20 protein-coding genes are annotated in these 26,865 nt (G+C 69.9%); 11 read left to right on the plus strand and 9 right to left on the minus strand.

Features of this window, described 5'->3' with window-relative positions; all coding sequences use genetic code 11:
* Positions 1–153 precede the first annotated feature (153 nt).
* A complete protein-coding gene (locus tag KLK06_RS39415) occupies positions 154–1,020 on the plus strand; it encodes an amidohydrolase family protein (RefSeq protein ID WP_308168658.1) in 867 nt (288 codons plus the stop codon).
* Here the strand turns inward: KLK06_RS39415 and KLK06_RS39420 are convergent.
* Together KLK06_RS39420 and KLK06_RS39425 are read right to left on the minus strand one after the other, a co-directional pair.
* Complete coding sequence (locus KLK06_RS39420) at positions 999–2,024, minus strand: aldo/keto reductase (RefSeq protein WP_214640772.1); 1,026 nt, start codon at positions 2,022–2,024, stop codon at positions 999–1,001. The genes KLK06_RS39415 and KLK06_RS39420 overlap by 22 nt on opposite strands.
* Positions 2,021–3,289: a mandelate racemase/muconate lactonizing enzyme family protein gene (locus KLK06_RS39425; RefSeq protein WP_214640773.1), complete on the minus strand. Its 1,269-nt coding sequence runs from the start codon at positions 3,287–3,289 to the stop codon at positions 2,021–2,023. Before KLK06_RS39425 ends, KLK06_RS39420 begins: the two co-directional genes overlap by 4 nt.
* Before the next feature lie 244 nt (positions 3,290–3,533).
* Between KLK06_RS39425 and KLK06_RS39430 the strand changes: the two genes are divergently transcribed.
* The gene (locus KLK06_RS39430) at positions 3,534–4,397 is read left to right on the plus strand and encodes an acyl-CoA thioester hydrolase/BAAT C-terminal domain-containing protein (protein ID WP_214640774.1); all 864 of its coding nucleotides are present in this window, start codon (positions 3,534–3,536) and stop codon (positions 4,395–4,397) included.
* Positions 4,398–4,432: 35 nt separating this feature from the next.
* On the opposite strand, the gene KLK06_RS39435 is transcribed toward KLK06_RS39430, so the two are convergent.
* The gene (locus tag KLK06_RS39435; RefSeq protein ID WP_214640775.1) at positions 4,433–5,386 is read right to left on the minus strand and encodes an aldo/keto reductase; all 954 of its coding nucleotides are present in this window, start codon (positions 5,384–5,386) and stop codon (positions 4,433–4,435) included.
* A gap of 9 nt (positions 5,387–5,395) precedes the next feature.
* Positions 5,396–6,610 (minus strand): cytochrome P450, encoded by a 1,215-nt coding sequence (locus KLK06_RS39440; RefSeq protein WP_214640776.1) that lies wholly within the window; start codon positions 6,608–6,610, stop codon positions 5,396–5,398.
* A 259-nt stretch (positions 6,611–6,869) separates the two neighbouring features.
* Here KLK06_RS39440 and KLK06_RS39445 point away from each other — a divergent pair, with 259 nt between their 5' ends.
* Genes KLK06_RS39445 through KLK06_RS39465 form a run of 5 tightly spaced genes read left to right on the plus strand, consistent with a single transcriptional unit; the run spans position 6,870 to position 15,275 of the window.
* Complete coding sequence (locus KLK06_RS39445; RefSeq protein ID WP_214640777.1) at positions 6,870–8,429, plus strand: FAD-dependent monooxygenase; 1,560 nt, start codon at positions 6,870–6,872, stop codon at positions 8,427–8,429.
* On the plus strand, positions 8,422–9,291 hold the full coding sequence (locus KLK06_RS39450; RefSeq protein WP_214640778.1) for a phytanoyl-CoA dioxygenase family protein: 870 nt from the start codon (positions 8,422–8,424) through the stop codon (positions 9,289–9,291). The genes KLK06_RS39445 and KLK06_RS39450 overlap by 8 nt, the downstream gene beginning before the upstream one ends.
* A gap of 46 nt (positions 9,292–9,337) precedes the next feature.
* Positions 9,338–10,387, plus strand: coding sequence for a ketoacyl-ACP synthase III family protein (locus tag KLK06_RS39455; RefSeq protein WP_214640779.1), 1,050 nt, complete (start codon positions 9,338–9,340; stop codon positions 10,385–10,387).
* Positions 10,388–10,434: 47 nt separating this feature from the next.
* On the plus strand, positions 10,435–11,493 hold the full coding sequence (locus KLK06_RS39460) for a ketoacyl-ACP synthase III family protein (protein WP_214640780.1): 1,059 nt from the start codon (positions 10,435–10,437) through the stop codon (positions 11,491–11,493).
* Positions 11,493–15,275: a type I polyketide synthase gene (locus KLK06_RS39465; RefSeq protein ID WP_250906734.1), complete on the plus strand. Its 3,783-nt coding sequence runs from the start codon at positions 11,493–11,495 to the stop codon at positions 15,273–15,275. The genes KLK06_RS39460 and KLK06_RS39465 overlap by 1 nt, the downstream gene beginning before the upstream one ends.
* 33 nt (positions 15,276–15,308) lie before the next feature.
* Here KLK06_RS39465 and KLK06_RS39470 read toward each other — a convergent pair whose 3' ends face one another.
* The 3 genes from KLK06_RS39470 to KLK06_RS39480 all read right to left on the minus strand — a co-directional run bounded on the left by KLK06_RS39470 (position 15,309) and on the right by KLK06_RS39480 (position 19,487).
* Entirely contained in the window at positions 15,309–16,298 is a 990-nt protein-coding gene (locus tag KLK06_RS39470) for a S66 peptidase family protein (protein ID WP_250906735.1), read from the minus strand.
* A 43-nt stretch (positions 16,299–16,341) separates the two neighbouring features.
* Positions 16,342–18,405 carry a beta-galactosidase gene (locus tag KLK06_RS39475; RefSeq protein ID WP_214640783.1) on the minus strand — a complete coding sequence of 688 codons (2,064 nt, stop codon included), beginning with the start codon at positions 18,403–18,405 and terminating at the stop codon, positions 16,342–16,344.
* A gap of 95 nt (positions 18,406–18,500) precedes the next feature.
* Complete coding sequence (locus KLK06_RS39480; protein ID WP_214640784.1) at positions 18,501–19,487, minus strand: LacI family DNA-binding transcriptional regulator; 987 nt, start codon at positions 19,485–19,487, stop codon at positions 18,501–18,503.
* A 393-nt stretch (positions 19,488–19,880) separates the two neighbouring features.
* On the opposite strand from KLK06_RS39480, the gene KLK06_RS39485 reads away from it, so the two are divergent.
* The 4 genes from KLK06_RS39485 (at position 19,881) to KLK06_RS39500 (ending at position 23,924) form a co-directional block, all read left to right on the plus strand.
* Complete coding sequence (locus KLK06_RS39485) at positions 19,881–20,792, plus strand: carbohydrate ABC transporter permease (protein WP_214640785.1); 912 nt, start codon at positions 19,881–19,883, stop codon at positions 20,790–20,792.
* Positions 20,789–21,691: a carbohydrate ABC transporter permease gene (locus tag KLK06_RS39490; RefSeq protein ID WP_308168659.1), complete on the plus strand. Its 903-nt coding sequence runs from the start codon at positions 20,789–20,791 to the stop codon at positions 21,689–21,691. Before KLK06_RS39485 ends, KLK06_RS39490 begins: the two co-directional genes overlap by 4 nt.
* A gap of 33 nt (positions 21,692–21,724) precedes the next feature.
* Complete coding sequence (locus KLK06_RS39495) at positions 21,725–23,098, plus strand: ABC transporter substrate-binding protein (RefSeq protein ID WP_214640786.1); 1,374 nt, start codon at positions 21,725–21,727, stop codon at positions 23,096–23,098.
* Positions 23,099–23,312: 214 nt separating this feature from the next.
* Entirely contained in the window at positions 23,313–23,924 is a 612-nt protein-coding gene (locus KLK06_RS39500) for an SMI1/KNR4 family protein (RefSeq protein WP_214640787.1), read from the plus strand.
* Positions 23,925–24,065: 141 nt separating this feature from the next.
* On the opposite strand, the gene KLK06_RS39505 is transcribed toward KLK06_RS39500, so the two are convergent.
* Complete coding sequence (locus tag KLK06_RS39505) at positions 24,066–25,463, minus strand: MFS transporter (protein ID WP_214640788.1); 1,398 nt, start codon at positions 25,461–25,463, stop codon at positions 24,066–24,068.
* A 223-nt stretch (positions 25,464–25,686) separates the two neighbouring features.
* Positions 25,687–26,604 (minus strand): LysR family transcriptional regulator, encoded by a 918-nt coding sequence (locus tag KLK06_RS39510; protein WP_214640789.1) that lies wholly within the window; start codon positions 26,602–26,604, stop codon positions 25,687–25,689.
* Positions 26,605–26,865 lie beyond the last annotated feature (261 nt).

The following is a 26,865-nucleotide window of genomic DNA, read 5'->3' on the forward strand; positions in this document are numbered from 1 at the left end:
GGCACGAGCCGGGGCCGCCTTCGTCTTGCCTCGCGGACGTTCGGTACATTCCTTCTCCGAAAGTTCGACATCCGCTGTTCGACGTTGCCGGGCCCCGGGCGGCGATGGCTGAATCAATGCCAACACCACAGGCACAACGAAGTGGGAGCCAGCGTGTCGAAGACACACTCCGTTCGCGTCGACGCACACCAGCATTTCTGGGACCCGGCCAGGTTCCGCTATCCCTGGATGGACGACGCCGCACTGGATCCCGTGCGCCGCCCGTACACGCCGGACGACCTCGCCGGCGAGCTCACGGCCAACGGCATCGACGGTACCGTTCTCGTCCAGACCGTCGCTGACCTCGCCGAGACGCGCCTGTTCCTGGACATCGCCCGCGAGACCCCGTTCGTCCACGGTGTCGTCGGGTGGGTGGACCTCACCTCGCCCACTGTCGGCGAGGTCCTCGACGAGCTGCTCGACGAGTACGGGGCGCTTCTCGTCGGCATCCGCCACCAGGTCCACGACGAGGACGACGCCGCGTGGCTGGGACGTCCCGACGTCCGGCACGGACTCGCCCAGGTGGCGGCCCGCGGACTCGCCTACGACCTGCTCGTGCGGACCCGCGAACTCCCTGCCGCCACCGCCGCCGTCGCGGCCCTGCCCGACCTTCGTTTCGTGCTCGACCACATCGCCAAGCCCGGCATCGCCGGCGGCTGGGACGAACCCTGGGCGGCTGCCATCGTCCACCTCGCCGCGCTCCCCAACGTGCGCGTCAAGCTCTCCGGCATGGTCACCGAAGCGGACTGGACCAACTGGTCCGCGGAGACGCTGCGGCCCTTCATCGATCGCGTCATCGACCTGTTCACCGTCGACCGCGTCATGTTCGGCTCCGACTGGCCCGTCTGCCTGCTCGCGGCATCGGCCTACGGCGACGTCGTCGACGCGGTCTCCACCGTGCTGAGCGGCCTGAGCCCTACCGAATCGGAACAGGTCTTCGGCCGCAACGCACAGACGTACTACCGGCTGCCGGGCAGCTGAGGCTCTGGGCAGGGTGCGTCGGGTCGGAGCAGGCCCTCTGCGCGAAGGTCGGCCCAGAGGGCCGACGGGATGTCGACGGACAGAAGCCCGAGGTCCATGTCGAGCTCGTCGAGTGATCTGGGTCCGAGGAGCACACTGCACACTTGCGGGTGGGCAAGGGGGAACTGCACGGCGGCGGCGGCCATGGGGACGTCGTGGCGAGCGCAGATGCCGCGGATACGGCGCGCGCGGTCGAGGACTTCGGCCGATGCCGGGACGTAGTCGAAGGTCGTGCCCGGCTCCGGGTCGATGAGGATGCCGCTGTTGAACACTCCCCCGACGACGACCGAGGTCGTGCGCCGGACGCACATAGGAAGGAGCTCATCCATCCCGCTTTGGTCGAGCAACGTGTATCGGCCGGCGAGGAGGATGACGTCGAGGTCGCAGTCGCGGACGAGTTTCGTCAGGACCGAGGTGCTGTTCATGCCCGCACCGATGGCCCGCACCTCGCCGTCGGCCCGGAGCTCGCTCAGCGCTTTGTACGCGGTGGTGCTTGCCTGCTCGAAGTGCTCGTCGGGGTCGTGCAGGAGGAGGATGTCGAACCGGTCCACACCGACACGCCGCAGGCTTTCCTCGACCGACTGGCGGATGCCGTTCTCACTGAAGTCCCAGACCGGGCCGGCGGATGGGACGTCCTTGTAGAAGGGTTCCCCGTTGAAGTACTGGCTGTCATCGCGGGGCGCGCCTTCGCGCAGGAGCCGGCCAACCTTGGTGGAGATCACCAGCTCGTCTCGGGGAATGCCGGCGATCGCCGCTCGGACACGCTGTTCAGCGAGCCCGTGTCCGTACAGCGGGGCGGTGTCAAGGTAACGAATGCCGCGTCCCAGTGCTCGCGCGATGACCGCCGCGGCGTCTTCGTCGCTGATGGGACTCAGGAAGTTGCCGAGCGAGGCGGTGCCGAGGCCGATCCGCGGCAGGCGCAGCCCGGTGTCGCCGATCTGGACGGTCGCCTGCGGATCGATCACTGTCCGCCTCCGGGGGTCGGGAACTGCGTGGGGTCGAAATGGACGCGGAGCGACCGGTCCAGCTTGGCGGCGGTTTCGTCCTGATCGGTGACGCGGCCGACACCGGGGATCTGCCAGTCGCGACGGGCCTCACGCCGGATGGCCGTCGACGCGCCGGGAGCTTGCGGACGTTCCAGGTAGCCCTCGCGCACCACGCTGCGTTGCTCGAACGCGTCCTGCGTCCACGGGATGAACTCGGCCAGCGGTGGCACGTCGCTCAGCGTCGTACCGACGAGGTGCTGATGTACCTGCATCATGTCGCCGGCATGCGGGGCGACCCGCAACCCGTGCGCGGCCGCGTGCTGAGCGACCTGAAGCCATTCGGTGACACCGCCAACGCGGGTCACATCCACCTGCACCACGCGAATCGCGTCGGCCGCGATGAAGCCGGCAAAGTGGTGATAGGAGTACAGGCTCTCCCCGGCGGCGATGTCGACGTTCGTTGCCTGTTGCAGCCGGGCGTGCCCGTCCAGGGCGTCGGCGTGCAGGGGTTCCTCGATCCAGTCCATGCCGACCTCTTCCAGAACCGGCAGGAGCCGGGTGGCCGTCGACAGGTCCCAGCGCTGGTTGGCGTCGCACATCAGGGTGATGTCATCACCGATCGCTCGGCGAACCGTCCGTACCCGACGGGCATCCTCCCGCCAGTCGGACTTGCCGACCTTGACCTTCACTCGATGCCAGCCCTGATCGATCAGCGAGGTGAGATCCCGCACCAGCGTGTCGACCGGATAGTTCAGCCAGCCTCCGTCGGTGTTGTAGGTCTCGATCGCCTCGGCGCCGCCGCCCAGCAGCCGCCACAGCGGTACCCCGGCCCGTTGCGCCGCGAGATCCCACAGCGCGATGTCGACCATGGCCAGTGCCATGTGCACCACGCCGGCCCGGCCGAGCCAATGGGTGGGCAGCCAGTACAACCGTTTCCAGGTCCCGAGAACGTCCTCGGACGCGGCTCCCAGCAACGCGGGCGCGTAGTAGCGGCTGATGACGTCGCACAGCAACTCCGGACCGCAATGCACTCCGGAGATGCCCGTTCCGACACGTCCGTCAGCGGTACGGATCTCGACCACCGGCACGATCCAGGACCGCAACGACGCCGTGGAGTCGGCGATCGGCTGCTTGAGAGGGACGGCCAGCGCATAGGTCTCCACTGACGTGATCACCGCACCGGCGTCGCCGGACGGCAGGTCCACCAGCGCTGGCGAGAGCACGCCGAACGCGTCTAGTTCCATCCCTATCCTTCCTGAACGGGCGGCGCACGCTGCCCGAGAGGGTCAAGTACGGCACATTCAGTCACGGGAACCGTGCTCGCAACAACGACGATCTGTGAATCGCGGCCATCCGCAACTCGAATAACGCCTGGTAGCGGCGGCCGGAGCCACATCGGGGCAGAGCCAGGGCGTTGCCCTCCGGTGGTGGCCCGCGTGACCCCCAGTAAAGTGCGGGTCCGCCGGGTGCTGAGAGGTGAGGGTGGACATGGATGAGCAGGAACTGACCGAGCCGTGGGAAGGCGTCCTGATCACTCCAGGCTCCGTCAGTCACACCGGCGTTCTTGTTCTGGCGGGGTCGAGCGGTCGTATCGAACGGGACAGGGCCCGCATCCTCGCCCGGGAGGGGATGACCGCGATGTCGATGCGATGGTTCGGCGGTCCCGGACAATCACCGGGCATCTGCGAGATTCCTCTGGAGACGTTCGTGTCCGCCGTCGATCTGCTCGAATCCACCGGAGTACGGCGCATCTGCCTGATGGGGTCGTCCAAGGGGGCGGAGGCCGCCCTGCTCACCTCCGTCCATGACCCGCGTGTTGACGGCGTCGTGGCGATGTCGCCCACCTCGGTGGTGTGGGGGAATGTCGGCCCAGGGCGAGACGGGCGGCAACGTCCTTACCGGTCGTCCTGGACATGGAAGGGACAGCCGCTGCCTTTCGTCCCCTACGACGATGACTGGACGGCTGCCGAACCGGTGAACGGTCCGGTCGCTGTTCGCGGCTGGTATGAGCGCAGCGAACGGACGTTCGCCGACCTGCTGCTCGCCGCCGAGATCCCTGTCGAGGACACCAACGCCGACGTGCTGCTGGTGGCGGGAGGAGACGATGCCATGTGGCCGTCTCTCCCGTTCGCTGAGCGACTTGTCGTCCGTCGCCGCGCCGCAGGTCGTACAGCTCATCTGATCAGCCGGGCCGAAGCCGGCCATCGGCCGCGACTTCCAGGGGAAGGCCCGGCTTCCGCGTCACCGCACTTCCTTTACGGCGGTGACGCCGTCGCCGACGCCGAGCTCGGAGCTGCCGCCTGGCCGCACATCCTCAATCTGCTCCGCGGCCGAAAAACTGCGGCATCCTGACCCTTTCTGTCAGGCCGCCACGAGTCGGCGGGGCTTCAGGAGAGCGGCACCAACTCAGTGATCTCGGACAGTTCCGCGGCGGTCGGTTCCCAGGCGCCGGCCGCCGCGTTGGCCCGGATCTGCTCCGCGCTGGTCGCGCCGGCGATCACCGAACCGCAGCCGGGCAGTGCGGCCAGCGCGCCGATGGCCACGTCCAGGAGGGACCGGTCGTGCTTGTCGGCCCAGGAGCTCAGCGTCTCCACCCGGTCCAGTTTCTCCGGTGTGACGAGGTGGGGACGCTCCGCGAGCCTGGTCCCGGCCGGCGGCTCCTGGCCGCGTCGTACCTTCCCCGTCAACAAGCCGTGGGCCAGCGGGAAGTACGGCAGCACGCCGACCCCGTAATGCAAGGCCGCCGGCACCACCTCGCGCTCCGCGCCGCGGTCCAGCAGCGACCAGTGGTTCTGCGCCGACACGAACGCCGCGCAGCCTCGCGCGCGGGACACGTGCGCGGCCTCGGCGATCTGCCAGCCGGTGAAGTTGGAGCTGCCGATGTAACGTACCTTGCCCTCACGCACCAGCTCGGTCAGGGCGTCCAGCGTCTCCTCGATCGGGGTGGTGCCGTCGGGAAAGTGGTACTGGTAGAGGTCGATGTAGTCGGTGCGCAGGCGGCGCAGCGATCCCTCCACCGCTCGCCGGATGTACGACCGGCCGCCCAGTGTTCCGCGCGCCTCACCCTGGTCGTCGTCGGGGCGGTTGCCGGGTCTGCCGAACTTGGTGGCCAGCACCACCTGGTGCCGCCGGCCGGCCAGCACCTCGCCGAGGATCTCCTCGGAGGCGCCGTGCACCGCGCCGTACGCCTCGGCGGTGTCGAAGAGGGTCACGCCCTCCTCGATCGCCGCGTCCACCACTTCCCTGGTGCGGGTCACGTCGATACGCGCACCGATGTTGTTGCAGCCCAGCCCGATCACTGACACCCGGAGGCCCGAGTCGCCCAAGGTCCTGTAACGCATGATCCAAAGCTACCTTCCGCTAGAACGGCCCCAGGCGACCGGCAGCCGGTCCACTCCGTACACCGCCATGCGGTCACGGGTCGGCACCTCGGCCGCCGGAACGGCCAGGCGCAGGTCGGGGAAGCGCTCGAAGAGCGCGGTCAGCGCGATACGGAGCTCGGCCCGCGCGAGCTGCTGCCCGAGACACTGGTGGATGCCGTGCCCGAACGCCAGGTGCCCGGTCGCCGAGCGGTCCATGTCCAGCTTGTCCGGGTCGGGGAAGTGTTCCGGATCCCGGTTCGCGACCGGCAGGGCCAGCACCACGGTCTCACCGGCCGCGATGACCTGGCCACCGATCTCGACGTCGGTCAGCGCGGTGCGTCGTACGTCGAACTGGAGGATCGACAGGTACCGCAGCAGCTCCTCGACCGCCGGTCCGGTGAGTTCCGGGTCCGCGGCCAGCCGGGCCCGCTGGACCGGGTCGGTCAGCAGCGCGAACGTCCCTAGCGCGAGCATGCTCGACGTGGGCAGATGGCCGGTGGCCAGCAGCACCATCCCGAGGTTGGTGAGTTCGTCGTCGGTCAGGTCGCCGGTCGCCACGGCGTGCGCCAGCAGCCCGTCGTCCGGTGGACTGGATTCGGCGCGCAGGCGCGCGAGGAGGCCGCGTACCGTCTCGGTGATCGACAGCACGGCACCGACGGTCTGTTCCGGCGTGGAGTCCAGGTTGTTCATCACCGCGGTCGCCGCCTGGATCAGATGCCGATCCTGTGCGGGGACACCGAGCAACTCGCAGATGACCAGCGCCGGAATGGGCATGGCGAACGACGTCACGAGGTCGGCGGGCGACCCGCTGTCCGCCATCGCGTCGAGGACCTGCGCGGTGTACCGCCTGATCTCGGGCGTCAGCTCGGTGACGCGACGAGAGCCGAAGTGGCGACTCAGCAGGCGGCGGTATCGGGTGTGGTCAGGCGGGTCCATGTGCGGAAAGATGCCCGGCTCCGCGGGCGTCGGCCGCTGGTGCGCGCGCTCGCCGCCGACCGGCTGGTGCAGCAGCTCACGCCGGGTGCTGAAGCGTGGATCCGCCAGGATGGCGCGGGTGACGGCGTATCCGGTCGCCACCCAGCCGAGGTGCCCGTCGGGATAGGCGAGGCGGCTGAGCAGCGGTCGATTCCGCAGCTCGACCGGTGGGTCGAAGGGGTTGGGCCGGTCGGTCTCCAACGGCTGGGCCTGCCGGCCATCGCTCATCCGCAGCCTCCCACCTGGGCACCGAAGCAGGAACCGACCCGGCACGCCGTTGATCATCAGCGTTGAAAATTATGCATGGTTAGTCCGAAAAATGACACCACTAGTCATATATGGATCATCCGATTAACATCGGCGCTGACCACCCGGACACATCTGTCAACACTCAGGTTGCGAGACCGCCGTACGCGTCGCCGGTCTGTGATGGGCAACCCGACAGCTCTTCCAGCAGGCTCATTTTCTCTCCCCAGCAGAGGTGTTAATGGCGCACGTGGAGGCACAGGTCGCGGTTGTCGGCGGGGGTCCCGTGGGGCTCATACTCGCGTGCGAGTTGGCTCTCCACGGCGTCCCGGTGGTGGTGCTCGAACGATTACCCGAGATCGAATGGCGCCCGAAGGCGGAAGGCATAACCGGGCGGGCGATCGACATCATGGACCGTCGCGGTCTCATGATCGGGGTCACCGAGGCGCCTGCCACGCCACCGACGGCCGAGCAGCAGGAACGCATCGCCGCAGGCGAGCAACGGCCGGACAGCCTGCTCCCCAAGGCGTTCCCCGGCGCGCGGCATTTCGCCAGTATGTTCCTGCTCCGCCCGGAGTCCCCCGACCTGCTGGTGCCGCAGCAACTCCTGGAGGAGGACCTGGCGCGGCGCGCGGTGGAGCTCGGCATCGAGGTACGGCGCGGCCACACCGTAATCGGTTTCACCCAGGACGACGACCGGGTGCGTCTCGACGTCGACGGGCCGGACGGGCCGTACCAGATGGAGGCGGAATGGCTCGCCGGCTGCGACGGCGGCCGGAGCCTGATCCGGAAGCTGTCCGGCATCGCCTTTCCCGGAACGGACGGCATCACGACCGGATACCGAGCCTTCGCCGAGATCGACGACCCCGGATTCCACCTCCCCGGCTGGTTCCGCAAGGACGGCGGGCTCCTCGTGTACGAGGAGGGACCGCCGCGGTTCATCACGCTGGAGTTCGACGGCGCACCGGCGAACCGGGACGCGGCCATCACGCTCGAGGAGTTCCAGGAGGCGCTGCGCCGGCTCAGCGGCACCAAGGTGACGGTCACCGAGGTCAAGAAGATCACCCGGTTCACCGACAACGCGCGGCAGGCCGAGACGTACCGCAGTGGGCGGTTGCTGCTCGTCGGCGACGCGGCGCACGTCCACTCGCATTGGAGCGGCCCGGGACTACGGCTCGGGATGGGAGACGCCCTCAACGTCGGCTGGAAGCTCGCCGCGGTCGCGCGCGGTTGGTGCTCCGAAGATCTGCTCGACACCTACACCTCCGAGCGGCACCCGATCGGCGAGCAGACGCTGGAGGTCCAGCGGGCCTCGATCGCGTTGATGCGGCCCGGACAGCACGTCGACGCGTTGCGCCGGCTGCTCACCGAGCTGCTGCTTCGCGACGAGGCGAACCGGCAGCTCACCGCCCTGATCGACGACCTGCACATCAGCTACGACATGGGCGACCCGTCGCTGACCGGTCCGCTGGTCGGGCGCTACAGTCCGGACCTGCGGCTGCGGTGCGCCGGCGGCACCGTACGGGTCGCGGAGCTGCAACGCACCGGGCGGCCGCTGCTGCTCGACCTCGCCGCCGACCCTGAGCTGCGCGCACTCGCCGAACCCTGGGCCGACCGGGTCGACGTGGTCACGGCCGAATGCGCCGAGGCCCCGGCGGACGCCCTGCTGATCCGGCCGGACGGCTTCGTCGCCTGGAGCACGCCCGCCGACCAGGCGTCGCTACTGGCCGCCCTCACCCGATGGTTCGGGCCACCCGGACCGCCTGACCACCCGAGCGCCTCCGGAGGCCGGAATGAGTGATCGCAAGCTGACCACACTGCCCGCGTCGGCCCCGGTCGACGAGGCGATCGAGGTGGTCGAGCGTGACGGAACAGTGATCATCGAGGACTTCATCGACGCCGGTACGCTCCGCGGCCTGTGGGACGACCTGGGCCCGGCCCTGGAACGCCAGGAGGACGGCGACGGGCGGCTGGTCGGCAAGAAGACCCGGATCCTGCCCGGCCTGGTACGCCGGAGCGAGCACTCGATCACGATCATGCGGCAGCCGCACTTCCTGGGCAGCGCGCGGCACTTCCTGCAGCGCCCGGTACGGGCCTGGCTCGGCGAACAGCGCGTGGAGCTGGTCCCGACGATCCAGCTCGGCATCTCGCGGGCGATCCAGATCCGGCCCGGTGTGCCGATCCAAGGGCTGCACCGGGACGACACGGCCCACCTCCGTAGCCACCCGGGTCCGGAGAGCCGGGTGCAGGTCATGGTCGCCGCGAGCGAGTTCACCGCGCACAACGGCGCCACCCGGCTGATTCCGGGGAGCCACCGGTGGGACGACGAGCGGGCCCCCAGCGATGACGAGGCGATCCCCGCCGAGATGCGGGCCGGTTCGGCGTTGCTGTGGCTCGGCAGCACGTACCACGGTGCCGGCGTCAACGCCTCCGACGCGCCTCGTACCGGCCTGTCGTACGCCTACGACCTCGGCAACCTCCGCCAGGAGGAGAACCATTACCTGTCCCTGCCGCTGGACACGGTCCGCGGCTACCCCGAGGACATCCAGCGGCTCCTCGGCTACGAGGCCTGCCCTCCCATGTGCGGCCTGTACGAGCTGAGCGATCCGATGCTGCTGCTCCGCGACGGGGCGGAGAACCCCGCGATGGCCGACACCCAGTGAGGTTTCCCGTTCCACCACGCCCGCGCTGCTTCAGCAAGGAGGACGGATGCGCACCCCCGACATTTACCTGCGCAGTATCGGCGTCCATCTGCCACCGGTGGTCAGCATCAAGACGGCTGTCGCCGAGGGCCGCTATCCGGCCGACGAGATGGAGTACTTCCGCCTCGGCGGCGCTGCGGTGGCCGGGGACGTACCGGCTCCGGAGCTCGCGCTCCGCGCGGCCCGGCACGCCTTCGAGCGCTCCGGCGGGATGTCGCCGCGTGACCTGGACCTCATGCTGTACGCCGATGTCTGGCATCAGGGGCCGGAGGGCTGGCAACCGCAGTACTACCTGCAACAGCACCTGGTCGGCGGCGACGTCCTGGGCATCGAGGTGCGGCACGGATGTTGCGGGCTGTTCAGCGCGCTGCAGCTCGCCGCCGGCTACCTGCGGCCGGGCGGCACCGCGCTGCTGGTCGGCGCCGACAACCACGGCACCCCGCTGGTCGACCGGTGGCGCATGATCGAGGGCAACGTGATGGGCGACGCCGGATGCGCGCTGCTGATCACCACGGACACGGGGTTCGCCGAGGTGCGGTCGGTAAACGTTATCGTGCTGCCGGAGGCCGAGTCGGTCAACGACGGCGGCGTGCCGATGTTCCCACCGGACGCGACCGTGGGCCGGCCGCTCGACTTCGCCGCCCGCAACCGTGACTTCCGCCAGCGACTCTTCGCCGGCGACGGAGCCGACGTCATGCTCGCGATCCAGACAACGCTGATGGAGCTGGTCGACCGCACGCTCAAGGAGGCGGGGATCACGCTCGACGAGGTGGCGCGCGTCGCCTTTCCCCACGGGCGCTGGGACGACCTGGAGCATCGGGGGGTGAACTGGTTCGGGCTGACCTTGGCCGACACCACCTGGGAATACGGCGCCGGCATCGGCCACCTCGGGGTCAGCGACCAGTTCGTCGCCCTCGACCACCTGCTGGCCGACGGGGCGCTTGTCCGCGGCGACTACGTGCTGCTCGTCGGGCTGGGCGCCGGCACCACCATGGCCTGCGCCGTCCTGCGGATCCTCGACATCCCCAGCGAGTACGTCTCCGACGGGCCAGGCTGAGCGGGCGTGCGCATCGACGATCGAGTTCGACCAGCCCGGGAGGCGGCATGGAGACGGCGGACATGTACATCAGCGGAGTCGGCTCGTACTTACCCGCCACGGTGAGCGTGGAGCACGCCGTGGCGGCGGGATGGTACTCCGCCGAGGAGGTAGAGCTGCACCGGCTCGCCGCGGTCGCGGTGGCCGGTGACATCCCGCCACCGGAGATGGCGTTGCGCGCGGCGCGGCGCGCGGTGGCCCGCAGCGGGCGCTCCCCCACCGATCTGGACCTGCTGCTGTACGTCTCGACCTGGCATCAGGGCCCAGAAGGATGGCCTCCGCAGGCGTACGTGCAGCGCCATCTGGTCGGCGACGACGTCCTGTCGACTCAGCTCAAGCAGGGCTGCAACGGCATGTTCACCGCCCTGGAGCTGGCCGTGAGCTACCTGCGCGCGCCCGGCCGCCAGGCGGCGCTGCTGGTCGCCGCCGACAACTACGGCACTCCGCTCGTCGACCGGTGGCGGATGCTGCCCGGGGCCGTCGCCGGTGACGCGGGCAGCGCCCTCGTGCTCGACACCGAACCGGGGTTCGCCCGGCTGGCCTCGGTGTGCACGATGTCGGTGTCGCAGGCCGAGGAGATGCACCGCTGCGCCGAGCCGTTGTTCCCGCCCGGCGTCACCGAGGGTCGCACGGTGGACTTCGCGGCGCACAACGACGTGTTCCGGCGGCGCGCGATGGTCGAAGGCGACGGGACCCAGGTGCTGGTGACACTGGACGACCGGATGGCCGAAGTGATCGACCAGGCCCTGTCGGAGGCCGGGATCAAGGCGGATGACGTGACCCGGGTGGCGTGCATGAACACCTCCCAGGAGATCGCCGACCAGATCTGCGAGCACCGGCTGGGCATTCCGGCGTCCCGGTCGGTCTGGGATTTCGGCCGGACGATCGGCCATTGCGGGGCCAGTGACCAGATCCTCGCGTTGGAGCACCTGATCCGCAGTGACGCCCTGGGACCCGGCGACCACCTGCTGATGTTCGGATTCGGTCCAGGCGTGACCATCTCGGGCGCCGTGGTGGAGATTCTCGAGTCGCCCGTGTGGGCGCGGATGCAGGGAGGCGATGTGTGATGGATCGACCGGTCGAGACGATCGCGCTGATCGGGATCGGCTGCCGCCTGCCTGGCGGTGTCGGCTCAGCGGACGACTACTGGAACCTGCTGTGCGAGGGCCGGGACGCCAGCGGACCGGCGCCCGCCGACCGCTGGCGTGACTACGCCGATCGCGGCCCTTCGTACGCGGCGGCGTTACGCCGCGCCGTCCCGTACGGGAGTTACCTGGACGGGGCGGCCGACTTCGACGCGGAGTTCTTCGGGCTCTCGCCGCGCGAAGCGGAGCTGATGGACCCCCAGCAGCGGCTCGTGATGGAGACCGCGTGGGAGGCGCTGGAGCACGCCGGCGTGTCGCCGGACGCGCTGGCCGGCACGGACGCGGGCGTGTACGTGGGCGTCTGCACCGGCGACTACGGGCATCGGCTGCTGGAAGATCTGCCTGACATCGAGGCGTGGACCGGGATCGGCGCCGCCGCCTGCGCGGTCGCCAACCGGGTGTCGTACGCGCTCGACCTGCGCGGCCCGAGCCTGGCGGTGGACACGGCGTGCTCGGCGTCGCTGGTCGCCGTCCACCTGGCCGTGCAGGCCCTGCGCTCCGGCGAGACCGACGTGGCGCTGGCCGGCGGGGTCAACCTCATCCTGTCTCCCGGCGAGACGCTGACCCTGGACGCCGCGGGCACGCTGGCACCGGACGGGCGGAGCAAGTCGTTCGACGCCGCCGCCGACGGCTACGGGCGGGGCGAGGGCGCGGCGGTCGTGGTGCTCAAGCGGCTCGCCGACGCCGTACGGGATGGGGATCGCGTCCTCGCCACCATCCGCGGCAGCGCGGTCAACCAGGACGGGCGCACCGCGGGCATCATGGCGCCGTGCGGCCAGGCGCAGGAGCACGTCATGCGCCGCGCACTGCGGCAGGCGGGCGTCGAGCCGGGCACGGTCGGTTACGTCGAGGCGCACGGCACCGGCACCGCGGTCGGCGACCCCCTCGAAGCCGGTGCGCTGGGCGCCGTGTACGGGGCGGACCGGCCGGCGGAGGAGCCGTGCCTGATCGGGTCGGCCAAGTCCAACATCGGTCACCTCGAGGGTGCCGCCGGCATCGCCGGCCTGGTCAAGGCGGTCCTGGCGCTGGAACGCGGTGAGCTCCCGCCGAGCCGGCTCGACACGCCCACTCCGGCGATCGACTGGAAGGGCAACGGGCTGCGGGTGGTCGACGCGCCGACGCCGTGGCCCGCCTCCGCGCATCCGCGCCGGGCCGCGGTCTCCGCCTTCGGCTACGGCGGCACCGTCGCCCACGTCGTCCTCGAACAGGCACCACCGACCGCACCACTCGCCGAAGAGACCGCGCGCGGGCTGCATTCGGCGTCCGCCAACGGGACGGCGCGTCGGCTGTATCCGGTGTCCGCCGCGTCGCGGGCGGCGTTGCGGCAGGCCGCCGGGAATCTTGCCGGCGTCGTCGGCCACCTGCCCGCGGCCGATGCCGGGCACACGCTCGCGCTGCGCCGAGCCCACCTGCCGCACCGGGCGGTGGTGGCGGCGGAGAACCCGGCCGCGCTGGCCGACCGGTTGCGCGCCCTGTCGACCGGCGCCCCGCACGACGCGGTGATCACCGGGCGGGTGCTCGTCGATCCCGGTCCCGGCCCGGTGTTCGTGTTCTCCGGACACGGCTCGCAGTGGGCCGGCATGGGCCGCGAGCTGCTGGCGACCGAGCCGGCGTTCGCCGCGGTGATCGACGAGCTGGAGCCGGTGTTCGCCGCCGAGATCGGCTTCTCGCCACGGGAGGTGCTCACCGATGATGAGCTGACCGAGGTGGACCGGATCCAGACCATGATCTTCGCGATGCAGCTCGGCCTCGTCGAGCTGTGGCGCGCGTACGGGGTTCGTCCGCACGCGGTCATCGGCCATTCGGTCGGCGAGATCGCCGCCGCCGTGACGGCCGGGGCGTTGAGCCGCCTGGACGGCGCCCGGTTGATCTGCCGCAGGTCCCGGCTGCTTCGGCGGGTGGCCGGCCGCGGCGCGATGGCCATGGTGCAGCTCCCGTTCGCCGAGACGGCGCGGCTGCTGGGGGACCGTACCGACGTGGTCGCCGCGATCGCGTCGTCGCCCGGCTCGACGGTCGTCTCCGGCGATCCGGACGCCGTGGCCGACGTACTGACCGGCTGGATCGAGGAGGGCATCCCGGCCCGCCGGGTCGCCTCGGACGTGGCGTTCCACGGGCCGCAGATGGATCCGCTCCTGGCCGACCTGACCGCCGCCACAGCCGACCTCAAGGTCGATGTCCCCGGCATCCGCGTCTACTCGACGGCGCTGGACAATCCACGGGCGAACCCCGGCTTCGACGGCGCGTACTGGGCGGTCAACCTGCGCCGGCCGGTACGCCTGGCCGACGCGATTGCGGCGGCCGCGGCCGACGGATACCGCGCGTTCGTCGAGCTCTCCCCGCACCCGGTGGTCACCCACTCGGTGCTGGAGACGCTGGGCGCGGGCGGGCACGAGGAGATCTTCGTCGGCGCGTCATTGCGGCGGAACCGTCCCACGCGGGCCGCCCTGCTGGCCAGTGTGGCCGCCGCGCACTGCGCCGGCGTCGAGGTGGACTGGCATCGGCTGCAGCCGGCCGGCGGGCCGGTCGTCCTCCCCTCATACCCCTGGCAGCACCGCACGCACTGGCGTACGCCGTCAGCCCCGGACACCGCCGGTCGCGGCCACGATCCCGACACGCACACGCTGCTCGGCGACGGCCTCGATCTCGCGGGCACCGACGTACGGCTCTGGCGGACCGGCGTGGACGACCAGACCCGGCCCTATCCCGGCAGCCATGCCATCGAGGGCGTGGAGATCGTACCGGCGGCGGTGCTCGCGGCGACCTTCTTCGCCGCCGCCGGAGGTCAGGTGCTCGGCGAGGTGACGATGTCGGCGCCGCTGCTGACCGCCGACCGCCGCGAGGTTCAGGTCGTACGGCAGGGAACCGGGCTGCGGCTGGCCGCCCGTGCCGCAGGCGAACCGGACGCCGCCTGGCAGATGATCGCCACCGCCACGACGCCCACCGAACCGGGCGAGGCGCCCACTCCCCCGGCGCGGCCGCTCACCCCGGCGGACCCGGGCCTGATCATGCAGCGACTCGCCGCCGTCGGCGTACCCGGCACCGGGTTCGACTGGACGGTCGAGGAACTGCTGCGCGACCACGGCGCGCTACGCGCCCGGGTACGCTGCGGGCCGGCCGCCACGTGGGCGCCCGTGCTGGACGCGGCGATGTCGGTGGCGCCGAGCGCGTTCCCCGGTGACCCGCTGCTCCGCATGGTGACGAACGTCGATCGGCTGGTCACGGTCGGCGAGCCACCGGCCATGGTGGACATCGAGGTGTGGCTCGACCCCGAGCGCGCCGACACGGTGCAGGTACGGGTGACCGACCTCGCCGGCGCCGTGGTCGGCTGGCTGTCGGGACTGCGGTACCCGGTGATCGACGTGCCGGCCCCCTCAGAGAACGGCGCCGATGGCGTGCGGCCCGCCGAATCGATCGCCGGCCTGGGGCCGGTGGAGCTGCGGGCGTTCCTGCTCGAGGAGGTCAGTGCGCAGATCGCCCAGGAGATGCGGCTGGCCCCCGCCGACCTGTCGCCCCACCGGCCGCTGGTCGAGCAGGGGCTGGACTCGGTGCTGACGGTGGTCGTCCGGCGGCGGCTGGAGAAACGGTTCCGCTGCTCGCTCCCGACGACCCTGCTGTGGCGGCAACCGACCGTCGCCGCGGTCTCCGACTACATCGCCGGTCTGGTGTCCGCCTCGAACGGTAATGGGAACGGTGCTGCGGGTTGAGGGAGCCCTGTAGGGGCGGAACGTTGCGACGGGTCAGTGGCGGAGCAGGGTCAGGCTTGTCTGGGTCTCAGTGCAGGCGAGCCGGCCTTGGCCGCCGATCGGGAAGGTGGCCAGCGGGTGGGTGTGGCCGACGTCGATGTTGGCCAGGACCGGGACGCCGGTCAGTGCCGGTTGGGCGTCGATGATCTGTTCCAGCAGTGGGCGGGTCATGCGGCTGGCGTGCTGGAACCGGCCGATCGCCAGTCCGCGTACTCCCTGAGCGTCGGGGAGCTGCAGCAGGGAAGTCAGGTCGCGGGCGAAGGTCGCCGGGTGCGACTCGAGGTCGTCCTCGAGGATCAGGAGCGCGCCGTCGAGGGATGGCATGGAGGGGGTGCCTTGCAGCAGGTTCAGGGTGCAGAGGTTGCCGCCGACGATGCGTCCCTCAGCGGTGCCGGGCCGGATCGGCCACCATCCGTCGTTGGGGGTCAGGTCGCGTTCGTCCTGGTCGAGGAACCAGAGATCATCGCTCCAGCGCGCCGCCGGGGCCAGGGTGACCGGGGCGGTGTCGAACACGACCGAGGTGAACCAGCGCAGCGTCTGTTCGAAGTGGTCTCGCATACCGAACGTCGACCAGTGGGGGCCGGAGTAGGTGACCAGCCCGGTTCGGGCGAGGATGGCGTTCTGCAGGGCGGTGATGTCGGAGTATCCGCACAAGATCTTCGGGTTGGCCCGGATCAGCTCCCAGTCCAGGAACGGCAGGAGCTCGTTGCAGTTGTAGCCGCCGATGACCGTCAGGATCGCGGCCACCGACGGGTCCGCGAAGGCCTCATGCAGATCGGTGACCCGCGAGGCGATGCTGGAGGAGTCGAACGCGTCTCGCTCATCGACATGGCTGCCGTACGAGAGCGTCAGGCCCAGCTCGGCGAACCGAGACCTGATGATGTCGGTGTGGTCGTGTTCCATCACCATCGCGCGAGACCTGGACGGCGCGACCACTCGTACGACGTCGCCTACGTTCAGCTTGCGGGGGAAGATCACATCCATCACTGCCGAAGCCTAACCAATCAGAACCCCCTGCGATCGCTTTCTAGCCGGCGGCGCGGAGGACCGTGACGCCGAAGGGGGGCAGTGTGGTGGTGCCGACGGTCTCGCTCGACGGGTTGAGGGCGTCGGTCCACTCGCCTGTGAGGGTGATGTCGTGTTTGTCGGCGGTGTGGTTCAGCAGGATCAGGAAGCGGCGGCCGGCTCCGGTGCGGAGGCTCGCCTGGGTCCCGGAGGGCAGGTTCTCGACGACGGGGGTCACTCCCGCTTCGGCGAGCGCGAGGCCGAGGATCGCCCGCATGCTGGGCGGGTCGAGGCGGGTCGAGAGGTAGCGGGCCGTCCCCTCGCCGAAGTCGTGCCTGGTCACGGCCGGGCGGCCGGCCCAGTCGTGGGAGTCGAAGGCGACCTCGGCCTCGGCGCCGACGAGTCGCACGTCCTCCCGCCACAGGTCGGCGACTCCCTCGAGGTGGGAAAGCGCCCCGCGGCCCCGGACGGGGAACGTCTCGTGCTCCAACGCCGGGCAGAACTCCTCCACCCGCACCCCGAGGACCTCGCGGAGCGGCGCGGGATAGCCGCCCAGGTGGACCCGGTCGTGCTCGTCCACGATCCCGCTGAAGAAGGAGACGACCAGCGCGCCGCCGCCGGAGACGTACGTCGAGACGCGCCGCGCGTCCTCGTTCGACAGGAGGTACAGGTTCGGTACGACGACGAGGGCGTAGCCGGTCAGGTCGGCTGAGGGCGGCACCACGTCCACGCCTACGCCGAGGTCGAACAGCGGGCCGTAGTGGTCCAGCAGGCGGTCCTGCTGGCGTACGCCGTCCGAGGGATGGGAGTCGAGCTCGAGCGCCCACCAGCTGTTCCAGTCGAGCAGGATCGCCACCTGGTTGCGGACCCGGGTGCCGGCCAGGTCGGGCACCGAGGCGAGTTCCCTGCCGAGCGCCACGATCTCGCGGTAGACCCGGCTGTCGGCCCCCGCGTGCGGCACCATGCCCGAGTGGAACTTCTCGGCGCCGCCTCGTGACTGCCGCCACTGGAAGTACAGGATCGCGTCGGCGCCGTGCGCGACCGCCTGCCAGCTCCACAAGCGCATCTGGCCGGGCTGCTTGATCGGGTTCCTGGTCCGCCAGTTGACCGCGCTCGGCGCCTGCTCCATCAGGATCCAGGGGTCCCCGCCCCTGGAGCCGCGCATCGTGTCGTACACCAGGCCGGGGGCGAGATACGGCTGCTCGTCCTGGGGGTCGGGGTAGGAGTCGACCGCCGCGATGTCCACCCTCGGCGCCCAGTCGAAGACGTCCACGGCTTTCAGGCCGCCCAGGAAGTTCGTGGTGATGGGCACCTCGGGGGTGACGCGCCGCAGGATGCCGGCCTCCAGGTCGAAGCAGTCGCGCAACGCCTCGTTGCTGAAGCGCATGTAGTCGAGCTGCTGGGCCGGGTTGGGGTACGTAGGAGCCGTGCGGGGCGGCCGGACGTGGTCGAAGGACGCGTAGCGCTGCGACCAGAAGTCCGTCGACCAGGCATCGTTCAACGCCTCGACGTCGTCGCCGTACCGCTCCCGCAGCCAGCGGCGGAAGTCGTCCGCCGACACCTCGCAGTAGCAGGCCGCGATGTGGCAGCCGTACTCGTTGCCGACGTGCCACAGCCCGAGGGCCGGATGGTCGCGGTAGTGCGCGGCCAGCCGCTCCACCAGCAGCGCGGCGCGTTCCCGGTAGACCGGGCTGGACGGGCAGAAGTGCTGGCGCCCGCCGGGTCCCAGTACGGTCCCGTCCGCGGTGACCGGCAGGATCTCCGGGTGCTCGTGGACCAGCCACGGCGGCGGTGACGCCGTCATCGTGGCGAGGTCGGCGGTGATGCCGTGCGCGTGCAGGTCATCAAGAACCTGGTCGAAGAACGAGAAATCGTACGCTCCGCGCGCAGGCTCCACGCGCGCCCAGGCGAACACCCCGACGGTCATGAGGTTCACCCGGGCTTCGGCCATAAGCCGCAGGTCCTCCGCCCTGGTCTCAGCCGGCCACTGCTCCGGGTTGTAGTCACCGCCGAAGGCCACGCCGCCGAGCCGGCGCCAGAACCGGTCGCCCGGAGACGGGCCGCCGGCGGTCCCGGAGACCGGCATGACATCGCGAGGTACGGCGTTCATTGTCGGCGCGGCGGCCTCGGCGGGCGAGGGCGCCGCTCCTCCCTTCTATGGGTGTGGTGCGGGGGCTCGGATCAGCTCAGCGGCGGCGCGCCGGTGCTCTCCCTGACGATCAGCTCGGGAGTGATGAAAGCAGTGGCGGAAGGGGCGGTGCCGGTCTCGATCTGGCCGATCATGAGCGAGACGATCCGCTCCGCCACCACGTCGAAGTCCTGGCGGACGGTGGTGAGCGGCGGGGAGAGGTACGCCGACTCGTCGATGTCGTCGAAGCCGGCGATGCTGACGTCCTCGGGGATGCGCCATCCCGCCTTGATCATCGCGCGCATCACGCCGAGTGCCATCTGGTCGTTGGCGGCGAAGACGGCCGTCACGCCAGGCCGCTCGGCCAGGACGCGGCCCGCCTCGTATCCGCTGGCCGCGCTCCAGTCGCCGAACAGGACCTGGGGAACCACGGCTTTCGCCTCCTTGAGCGTCGCGTGCCAGGCTTCGGCCCTGCGCCGCGCGGCATAGGAGTCCTCGGGCCCGGCGACGTGCCAGACCGTCTCGTGGCCGAGGTCGAGCAGGTGACGGGTGACGAGCCTGGCGCCGAAGGCCTGGTCGGTGTCGACCATGGGATGACGGTGGCTGGCGTCGCCGTCGGCCATCACGACCGGCACGCCCGGTGGCAGCCGGAGCGCCGGTGTGTCGAGGATCTGCGCCTCGATGAGCACGATGCCGTCGACTGCCTGCATCGTGAGCTGGTCGAACGCCTCGTGCACGGCCTGCTCGGTCTGCGACTCGATGGCGATCATGTTCACGGTGTAGCCGGCCCGCTGCGCCACCCTCGTGATGGCGTCGACGGTGCGGGCGTTGCCGAAGCTGCCGAGCCCGAAGCTGATCAGACCCAAGGTGCGGAACTGCCCGGTGACCAGGGCGCGCGCGGCCGTGTTGGGCCGGTATCCGAGGACGCGCATGGCCGACAGGACACGCTGACGGGTCTCCTCCTCGACGTTGCTGCGGTTGTTGACCACTCGGGAGACCGTCTGGCTGGAGACCCCGGCCATCGAGGCGACATCAGCCATGGACGGCCGCCTGCGCGGGCGCCGCCCTGACGCCGTTTCCTGGGTCGCCCCGTCCACTGTCACCTCTGGTCGTCCGATCGGCCTGCTGTCCGTGCAAACTCTCGCATGATGTTTACGTGAACACGACCCATCCGTCAATGGCACCCGTCCCTGGCGATCGCAGCGCCTAAATATGGATAAATCAGGCAGGGTTGTTAACTTTGGGTTACCTATTGACACGTCTCGCGGCCCGTTCCAGACTACGGAACGTCCCCGTCATGTTTACGCAAACACGCAATCACCGCACCTCCCGGCCTTGAGCGGAACACGGCAGCGCAGGTCGGAGTGCGGCTTCAAGGAGGGTTCAGTGTTCGTCATCGTGGCAGCGCGAACATCGCGCGGCAGGAGCACGAGATGACCGCGCCTGCCGTACGCGCGGGTCTCCCCCGGCCCTTCCTGCGCCTGCGTGTCGCCGGCTACGCCTTCTTCCTGCCGTTCTTCGTGGTCTTCCTGGTCGCGGTGGTCGCGCCGCTGGCGTACGCGATCTACCTCAGCTTCTTCCAGGACCGCATGATCGGTGGCACGGTCTTCTCCGGCCTGGCCAACTACACCCGCGCCATCAGCGACGCGCTGTTCGGAGCCGGCCTGCTGCGCGTCGCGCTCTTCCTGGTGGTGCAGGTGCCCGTCATGCTGCTCATCGCCCTGGGCTGCGCGCTGGCGATCGACAGCGGCCGGCTGCGCTGGCCGTCGCTGTTCCGCATCACGATCTTCATGCCGTACGCGGTGCCGGCCGTGGTGTCGGCCCTCATGTGGGGTTACATCTACGGCGACCAGTTCGGCCTGGTGGGGCAGATCGGCGACGCCCTGGGCGTCGCCGCCCCCAACCTGATGTCGCGCTCCTGGATGCTCGGGTCCATCGGCAACATGGTGACCTGGGAGTTCGTCGGCTACAACATGATCATTCTGTACGCCGCGCTGCGCGCCATACCGGAAGAGCTCTACGAGGCCGCCGAGATGGACGGAGCGGGAGCCATCCGCATCGCCTGGAGCGTCAAGCTGCCCGCGCTGCGCCCCGCGCTGCTCGTGGCGACGATCTTCTCGATCATCGGCAGCTTCCAGCTATTCAACGAGCCGAACATCCTCCAGACGCTCGCACCCGCGGTGATCACGACGAGCTACACGCCCAACATGTACGCCTACAGCCTCGCGTTCAACGGCCAGCAGATCAACTACTCGGCGGCCGTCGCCGTGGTGCTCGGCCTGGTCACCGTCGTCGTGGCGTACGCGGTGCAGATCCTCACGGCGAGAAGGGAGAAGACCCTGTGACGGCCGTCGCCGGGGCGAGCCCCGCCGCGCACCGATCCTCCAAGGCGAAGCGCCGGAGGAGCCCCACCCTCACCGTGATCATGCTGGTGATGTTCGGCTACGCCGTTCTGCCGCTGTTCTGGCTGCTGGCCAATGCCAGCAAGAGCGGCGGGGACCTGTTCTCGACCTTCGGACTCTGGTTCGGCGGGGACTTCCACCTGTTCGCCAACATCGGCGAGACGCTGCGCTACAACGACGGCATCTTCGTGCGCTGGTTCGGCAACACCGTGCTCTACTCCGTGGTGGGCGCGGGCGGGGCTGCCCTGCTGGCCACCATCGGCGGGTACGCCCTGGCGAAGTACGACTTCCCGGGCCGCAAGCTGCTGTTCGCGGTGGTGCTCGGCGGGATCTCCATCCCGGGCACGGCCCTCGCGGTGCCGACGTACCTGCTGTTCAGCCGCATCGGGATCGTCGACACCCCATGGGCGGTGCTCATCCCCTCGCTGTGCAGCCCGTTCGGTCTCTATCTGATGCGGGTCTACGCCGCCGACGCGGTGCCCGACTCGATCCTGGAGTCGGCCCGCATCGACGGAGCGAGCGAGTTCAGGATCTTCCGCACCATCGCCCTGCGGCTGCTCGCCCCGGGATTCGTCACGGTCCTGCTGTTCGCGCTGGTCGCGACGTGGAACAACTACTTCCTGCCGCTGATCGTGCTGAACACGCCGACCTGGTTCCCGCTCACCGTCGGGCTCAACCAGTGGAACGCCCAGGCCAACAGCGGCACCTCCGGCGCCGGTGACGCCACCTACTCACTCATCCTGACCGGCAGCCTGCTGTCGATCGTGCCGTTGATCATCGCCTTCCTGGCGCTCCAGCGGTTCTGGCAGTCGGGCCTCGCCACCGGAAGCGTCAAGCAGTAACTCCCCGTGAATCCCAGTGAATGAGGAAATGTCATGAAAACACGTCCATCGCGGCGCGGTGTCGTAACCGGCGGGGTCGCCGCAGCCCTGTCACTGGCCTTGGCCGCGTGCGGCGGCGGCACTGGTGGGGGCGCCACCACCGCCCCGTCCGCCGCCCCGAGCGCGTCGGCGGCGGTCCAGGACGCGTTGGCCAAGCCGGCCGAGCTGACGTTCTGGACGTGGGTCACGGGGATCGAGAAGACCGTCGCCCGCTTCCAGGCGAAATATCCGAACATCAAGGTCAACGTGGTGAACGCGGGTCAGTCCGCCGACCAGTACACCAAGCTGCAGACCGCGATCAAGGCCGGCTCCGGCGCGCCCGACGTGGCCCAGATCGAATACTTCGCGCTGCCCCAGTTCGCGCTCGCCAAGCAGGTGGTCAACCTCTCCGACTACGGCGCCGCCGCGCTGAAGGACAAGTTCGCCCCCGCGGCATGGGGCCAGGTGGCGATCAACGGCGGCGTCTTCGGCATCCCGCAGGACACCGGACCCATGGCGATGTTCTACCGGAAGGACATCTTCGACAAGCTCAAGCTCAAGCCGCCGACGACGTGGGCGGAGTTCATCGACACCGCTAAGAAGATCAAGGCCGACAACCCGGACAACTTCCTCACTTCCATCGATCCCGGCGACGCCGGCGGTGTGGACAGCCTGATCTGGCAGGCCGGCGGCGCGCCGTTCAAGACCTCGGGCGAGAGCTCGGTCAGCGTCACGCTCGCCACCGACCCAGGCGTCAAGCAGTGGGTCGGCACCTGGAACACCCTGCTCAGCGAGAAGCTGGTCGACCCACAGCCCGGCTGGACGGACGAGTGGTGGAAGGGCATGGGCTCCGGCAAGTACGCGGCCTGGCTGACCGGCGCCTGGGCCCCGAACGGCATCATCAACTCCATCCCCAAGACGAAGGGCAAGTGGGCGGTCGCCCCGATGCCCCAGTACGACGCGGCCAAGCCGATGAACGCCGAGAACGGCGGCTCCTCGGTGGCGGTCATCCCGCAGAGCAAGAACATCCCGGCCGCCGTCGCCTTCGCGGAGTGGCTCAACTCCGACCCGGAAGCCGTCAAGTCGCTGAACACCGAGGCCGGGCTGTTCCCCGCCACGAAGGCGCTGCTGGACGACCCGGCGTTCCGTGACACACCGCAGGAATTCTTCGGCGGACAGAAGATCAACCAGGTCCTGGGCGACGCCTCGGCCGCCGTCCGCGCCGACTGGCAGTACCTCCCCTTCCAGGTGTACGCCAACAGCATCTTCAAGGACACCGTGGGACAGGCCGTGGACGGCGGCGGCGACCTGTCCGCGGCCCTGAAATCCTGGCAGGACCGGATCACCGCCTTCGGCACCGAGCAGGGATTCACGCTGAGCGGCGGCTGATTTCCACGACCGGCGGCCCGGCGGGGGGACTCCCCCGTCGGGCCGCTTCATGCATTCCACACGTCTTCGGCATCGCGCCGGTGGACGCCGGAGCGGCACTGACGACGAACGTACATCTCTGTGGATCAGCGAAGTTGCCGATCCTGTCGCTGCTGGTCGGGATCTCTGACTTCGGCAGCAAGTCTTGCCACCCAAGCGAGGCTAGGGTGTGTGCGTGGGCGTGGTGACGGAAGCGTGGGCGCGGATCGAGGAGTGGCTGGCGCGGCATACCCCGGCCAGCGCGGCCGTGCTGGCCCCACCCGCCGACCCGGCCGACATCGCCACCGCCGAGGCCGCGCTGGGGCTCGCCTTCCCGACTGAGCTCGTCGAGTCGCTGCGCCGCCACGACGGCCAGCGCATCTGGGCGAACGTCCTGCCCGAAGGGCCGCCGCTGTCGACGGCCGGCATCGTCGACCACTGGCGCGCGTGCATGGATGTCGCCGCGAGCTTCGACGGGCTCACCCCGCACCCGCCGGGCGCCGAGCCGTGGTGGCACGAGCGATGGGTACCGTTTGCCGCCCAGGACGGCGATGCGCAGGTGATCGACCTGCGGCCCGGGCCCGGGTATGGGCGGGTCGGCTGTACCGCGCACGACGGCCTCGGCGACTTCGATGCTGCCTGGCCCACGCTCGGCACCTACCTCACCGAGGTGGCCGATGCGCTCGCCGCGGGTCTTGCGGTGCGCTACTGGTTGCCGTACCTGACGGTCGACGGCGAGCTGTGGTGGAGCACCGAAAATCCGGATGTTCTGCCCGCAGGTGCTAGGCGTTTTGTCCCAACTCCCTGACATGGCGCACGTCGCCCTCCGGTAGAGGTACGCCGTCGACCTGCGTTGGGGGCTGGCGATGGAGATCGAGGTCGCGCGGATACCGCAATCCGCTCTTTGGGCGTCAGGCACCGCCTGATCCATCGCGCAGAAGCCCCCAGGTCAGGCGGCGATGTCTGTCAGGGAGCGGTCGCGGGTTCGGACGCCGAGGCGGATGATGGCGGCGGCGATCACGAGGAGGCCGACCATCACGAAGGACGCCGGCCGCGCGCCGAGGCTCGTGAGGATGGGGAGCACCACGAAAGGTGTGACGGCGCCGCCCAGGTGGCCGACCCCGTCGGCGATGGCCGAGGCGGTGCCGCGGGCGCGGGTGGGGAAGATCTCGGCGGTGTAGGTGTAGGCCGGGGTGGCCATGAAGGCGATGCCGAACGAGCTGAACAAGGCCCCGGCGGTGGCGACCGCCTCGCCGAGGTCCAAGGTGATGAGCAGCAGGGACGCGGCGAACACCAGGGTGCCGATGACGACCATGGTGCGGCGTTCCATCCGCTCCACCAGCAGCACGGCCGCGATGACGGAGATCAGCGGCATCGCCCGGCCCAGCACGCTGACCAGGATCGCGTGGGAGGTCGAGATGCCGATGCCTTCGAGGATGAGCGGCAGGTAGCTGGCGTAGCCGTACATGGCGACGTAGAAGGTGAACCAGAAGCCCAGCACGATGAGCATGCGGGCCAGGTACGGGGCCTTGAACAGGGCCCGTGCGGACACCTCCTCCTCGGCGGCGGCGACGGCGGCGGCGGCGGCGGGGGCACTCTCCTCACCGGGGAGGTCGTCGGTGCCCCCAGGCGGCAGGCCGACGCGGGATTCCATCTGACGGACGATGTGGTCGGCCTCCTCCGCACGGCCCATCGCGACCAGCCAGCGCGGCGACTCCACCAGGGCGTTCCTGTTGACCAGCGGCAGCACCAGCAGCACCAGGCCGCCGAAGCCCAGCAGGAAGCGCCAGCCGGTGGAGGAGGCCGCCAGCACCGGCAGCGAGGCGAACCCGATGACCAGGAGCAGCACGGTGCCGACCATGTACAGGCGCGACAGGTAGCCGCCGCGCTGGTTCTTCGGGGCCAGTTCCCCGATGTAGGCCGAGCACAGCGCGAGCACGGCGCCCATCCCGCAACCGGTCAGGAACCGGAAGAACGTCAGCGACCACACGTCCCACGAGAACGCCGTCAGGAACCCGCCGACGCCGAGCGCGGCGATGGTCAGCGTCAGGCCCTTCTGCCGGCCGTACCGGTCGGCGACGCGCCCGAACAGGTAGGCGCCGATGCAGTAGCCGACGAGATTCCAGGTGACCGGGTACCCCAGCGCGGCCCCGGTCAGCCCGAACTCGTCGCGCATGGCCGGGAGGGTGATGGCGAGGACGGAGATGTCGTAGTTGGCGAAGAAGAAGCAGAGCATGAGGGCGAGCCAGGCCGCCCGGTTGAGCCCGACCTTGGGCATCGCGTCGATGCGGGCGTCCACGCCGCGGGCCGACACCGGCGCAGGCGAGTCGAGGGGCATGTGAGACATCGCGGCCTCCTGGAAATGGGACGAATGGAGCGTGGGCTGGAGGCGCTCTCTAGCGGCGGGGCTTGTGGCGGGGCTCACATAGAGGCGGTGCGACGAACGGTAGGCAGGTCACGGCGGCGGTGACCATCGCGGTTTGGCGCACGTGCACATGCGCCAAAACGCAACGTACGCGGACAGGCAACGTGCGCGGACAGGCAACGTGCCGAGCGGGGATGGCTGCGGACTAAAGGGTCAGGGCCTGTCCGGCCCACTCTTCGCGCATGGCCGCGACGAGGCCGCTCACCAAGGGGTCCCGCTCCACCCGGGAGCGCCGCCACGCCACGCCGAGCAGGAATTCCAGGTTCTCGCGGATCGGGACCACCGCGAAGGCCGGGTCGTCGAAGACGCTGGCGCTGCCGCCGTTGCGCGGATCGAGCGTCAGGGTGAGGCCGTGGCTGCGGCGGACGTGGCTGGCCAGCATGACCGAGTCGTTGTCCGGCATCTGGTGGAACGAGGTGATGCCGGCGTCCTTCAGCCGCTGGTGCAGCCGGTTCATCGCCACCGGCTGAGGCGTGGGCGGCCCGACGGTCAGCGTCCGGTGCGCGAAGTCCTTCAACGTCAGCTCCGGAGCACCGGCCAGCGGGTCATCGGCCCGCATCGCCGCCGCGAACATGTACCGGGCGACCACCAGGCTGTCGAGCTCGAGCCGGTCCAGCGGGAGGTGCACCAGGACCGCCTCCAACTCGCCCCGCTCCAGGGCGGGCAGCAGCTCGGCGGACGGCGCCATCGTCACGTCCACGGGGTGCGCGGGGAACCGCTGCTCGGCCACCGCCACGAACCGGTCCATCACCGCGGGCGGGCACAGGTGCGTGCCGCCCACGCGCACCACGCGGCTCTCCGTGGCCGACGCCTGGTGTACGGCCTCCTTCAGGCCGTCCACCTGCTCCAGAATGCCGCGTACCCGCGCGACCAGGACGGTGCCGCCGGAGGTCAGCTCGACCTGGTGGTAGCGGCGGACGAACAGCTCGACCCCCAGCTCCCGCTCCAGGTCCTTCACCGCGCGGCTGACCGGCGACGGAGTGAGGTGCAGCCGCTCAGCGGCACGACCGAAATGCAGTTCCTCGGCGACGGCGAGGAAGCACCGAAGCTGCTGTACGTCCATGAGGCGGGAGTCTGTGTCGGACCGTCGCCGCACGTCAACCCATGCATCGCGGTTGGGGCCCGGTAATCCGGCCGAAACGCGCGCCGCGCGCACGTTGCCGATCAGGACGCGTGCCACGTTGCCGTTTCGGACGTTTTCAGACAGGAATCGCCGTGGCATTCTCCGTCATAAGACACCTGTCGGTAACAAATCCGGCACACAGGCCTGAGCCGCCGGTCTGGATCGCCTCCGAGGTCCGTGACAGGTCACGTCTGGCGTCAT

It is taken from the genome of Nonomuraea sp. NEAU-A123 (genome assembly GCF_018603905.1).
Taxonomy (GTDB): Bacteria; Actinomycetota; Actinomycetes; order Streptosporangiales; family Streptosporangiaceae; genus Nonomuraea.

What these genes read in the sequence shown, in the direction of transcription:
- KLK06_RS39430 (WP_214640774.1), top strand. Translation starts at nt 3,534, where the DNA reads ATGGATGAGCAGGAACTGACCGAGCCGTGGGAAGGCGTCCTGATCACT.
- KLK06_RS39475 (WP_214640783.1), bottom strand. Translation starts at nt 18,405, where the DNA reads ATGCCGGTCTCCGGGACCGCCGGCGGCCCGTCTCCGGGCGACCGGTTC.
- KLK06_RS39425 (WP_214640773.1), bottom strand. Translation starts at nt 3,289, where the DNA reads ATGGAACTAGACGCGTTCGGCGTGCTCTCGCCAGCGCTGGTGGACCTG.
- KLK06_RS39450 (WP_214640778.1), top strand. Translation starts at nt 8,422, where the DNA reads ATGAGTGATCGCAAGCTGACCACACTGCCCGCGTCGGCCCCGGTCGAC.
- KLK06_RS39485 (WP_214640785.1), top strand. Translation starts at nt 19,881, where the DNA reads ATGACCGCGCCTGCCGTACGCGCGGGTCTCCCCCGGCCCTTCCTGCGC.
- KLK06_RS39470 (WP_250906735.1), bottom strand. Translation starts at nt 16,298, where the DNA reads ATGGATGTGATCTTCCCCCGCAAGCTGAACGTAGGCGACGTCGTACGA.
- KLK06_RS39455 (WP_214640779.1), top strand. Translation starts at nt 9,338, where the DNA reads ATGCGCACCCCCGACATTTACCTGCGCAGTATCGGCGTCCATCTGCCA.
- KLK06_RS39445 (WP_214640777.1), top strand. Translation starts at nt 6,870, where the DNA reads ATGGCGCACGTGGAGGCACAGGTCGCGGTTGTCGGCGGGGGTCCCGTG.
- KLK06_RS39480 (WP_214640784.1), bottom strand. Translation starts at nt 19,487, where the DNA reads ATGGCTGATGTCGCCTCGATGGCCGGGGTCTCCAGCCAGACGGTCTCC.
- KLK06_RS39435 (WP_214640775.1), bottom strand. Translation starts at nt 5,386, where the DNA reads ATGCGTTACAGGACCTTGGGCGACTCGGGCCTCCGGGTGTCAGTGATC.
- KLK06_RS39440 (WP_214640776.1), bottom strand. Translation starts at nt 6,610, where the DNA reads ATGAGCGATGGCCGGCAGGCCCAGCCGTTGGAGACCGACCGGCCCAAC.
- KLK06_RS39465 (WP_250906734.1), top strand. Translation starts at nt 11,493, where the DNA reads ATGGATCGACCGGTCGAGACGATCGCGCTGATCGGGATCGGCTGCCGC.
- KLK06_RS39505 (WP_214640788.1), bottom strand. Translation starts at nt 25,463, where the DNA reads ATGTCTCACATGCCCCTCGACTCGCCTGCGCCGGTGTCGGCCCGCGGC.
- KLK06_RS39495 (WP_214640786.1), top strand. Translation starts at nt 21,725, where the DNA reads ATGAAAACACGTCCATCGCGGCGCGGTGTCGTAACCGGCGGGGTCGCC.
- KLK06_RS39510 (WP_214640789.1), bottom strand. Translation starts at nt 26,604, where the DNA reads ATGGACGTACAGCAGCTTCGGTGCTTCCTCGCCGTCGCCGAGGAACTG.
- KLK06_RS39460 (WP_214640780.1), top strand. Translation starts at nt 10,435, where the DNA reads ATGGAGACGGCGGACATGTACATCAGCGGAGTCGGCTCGTACTTACCC.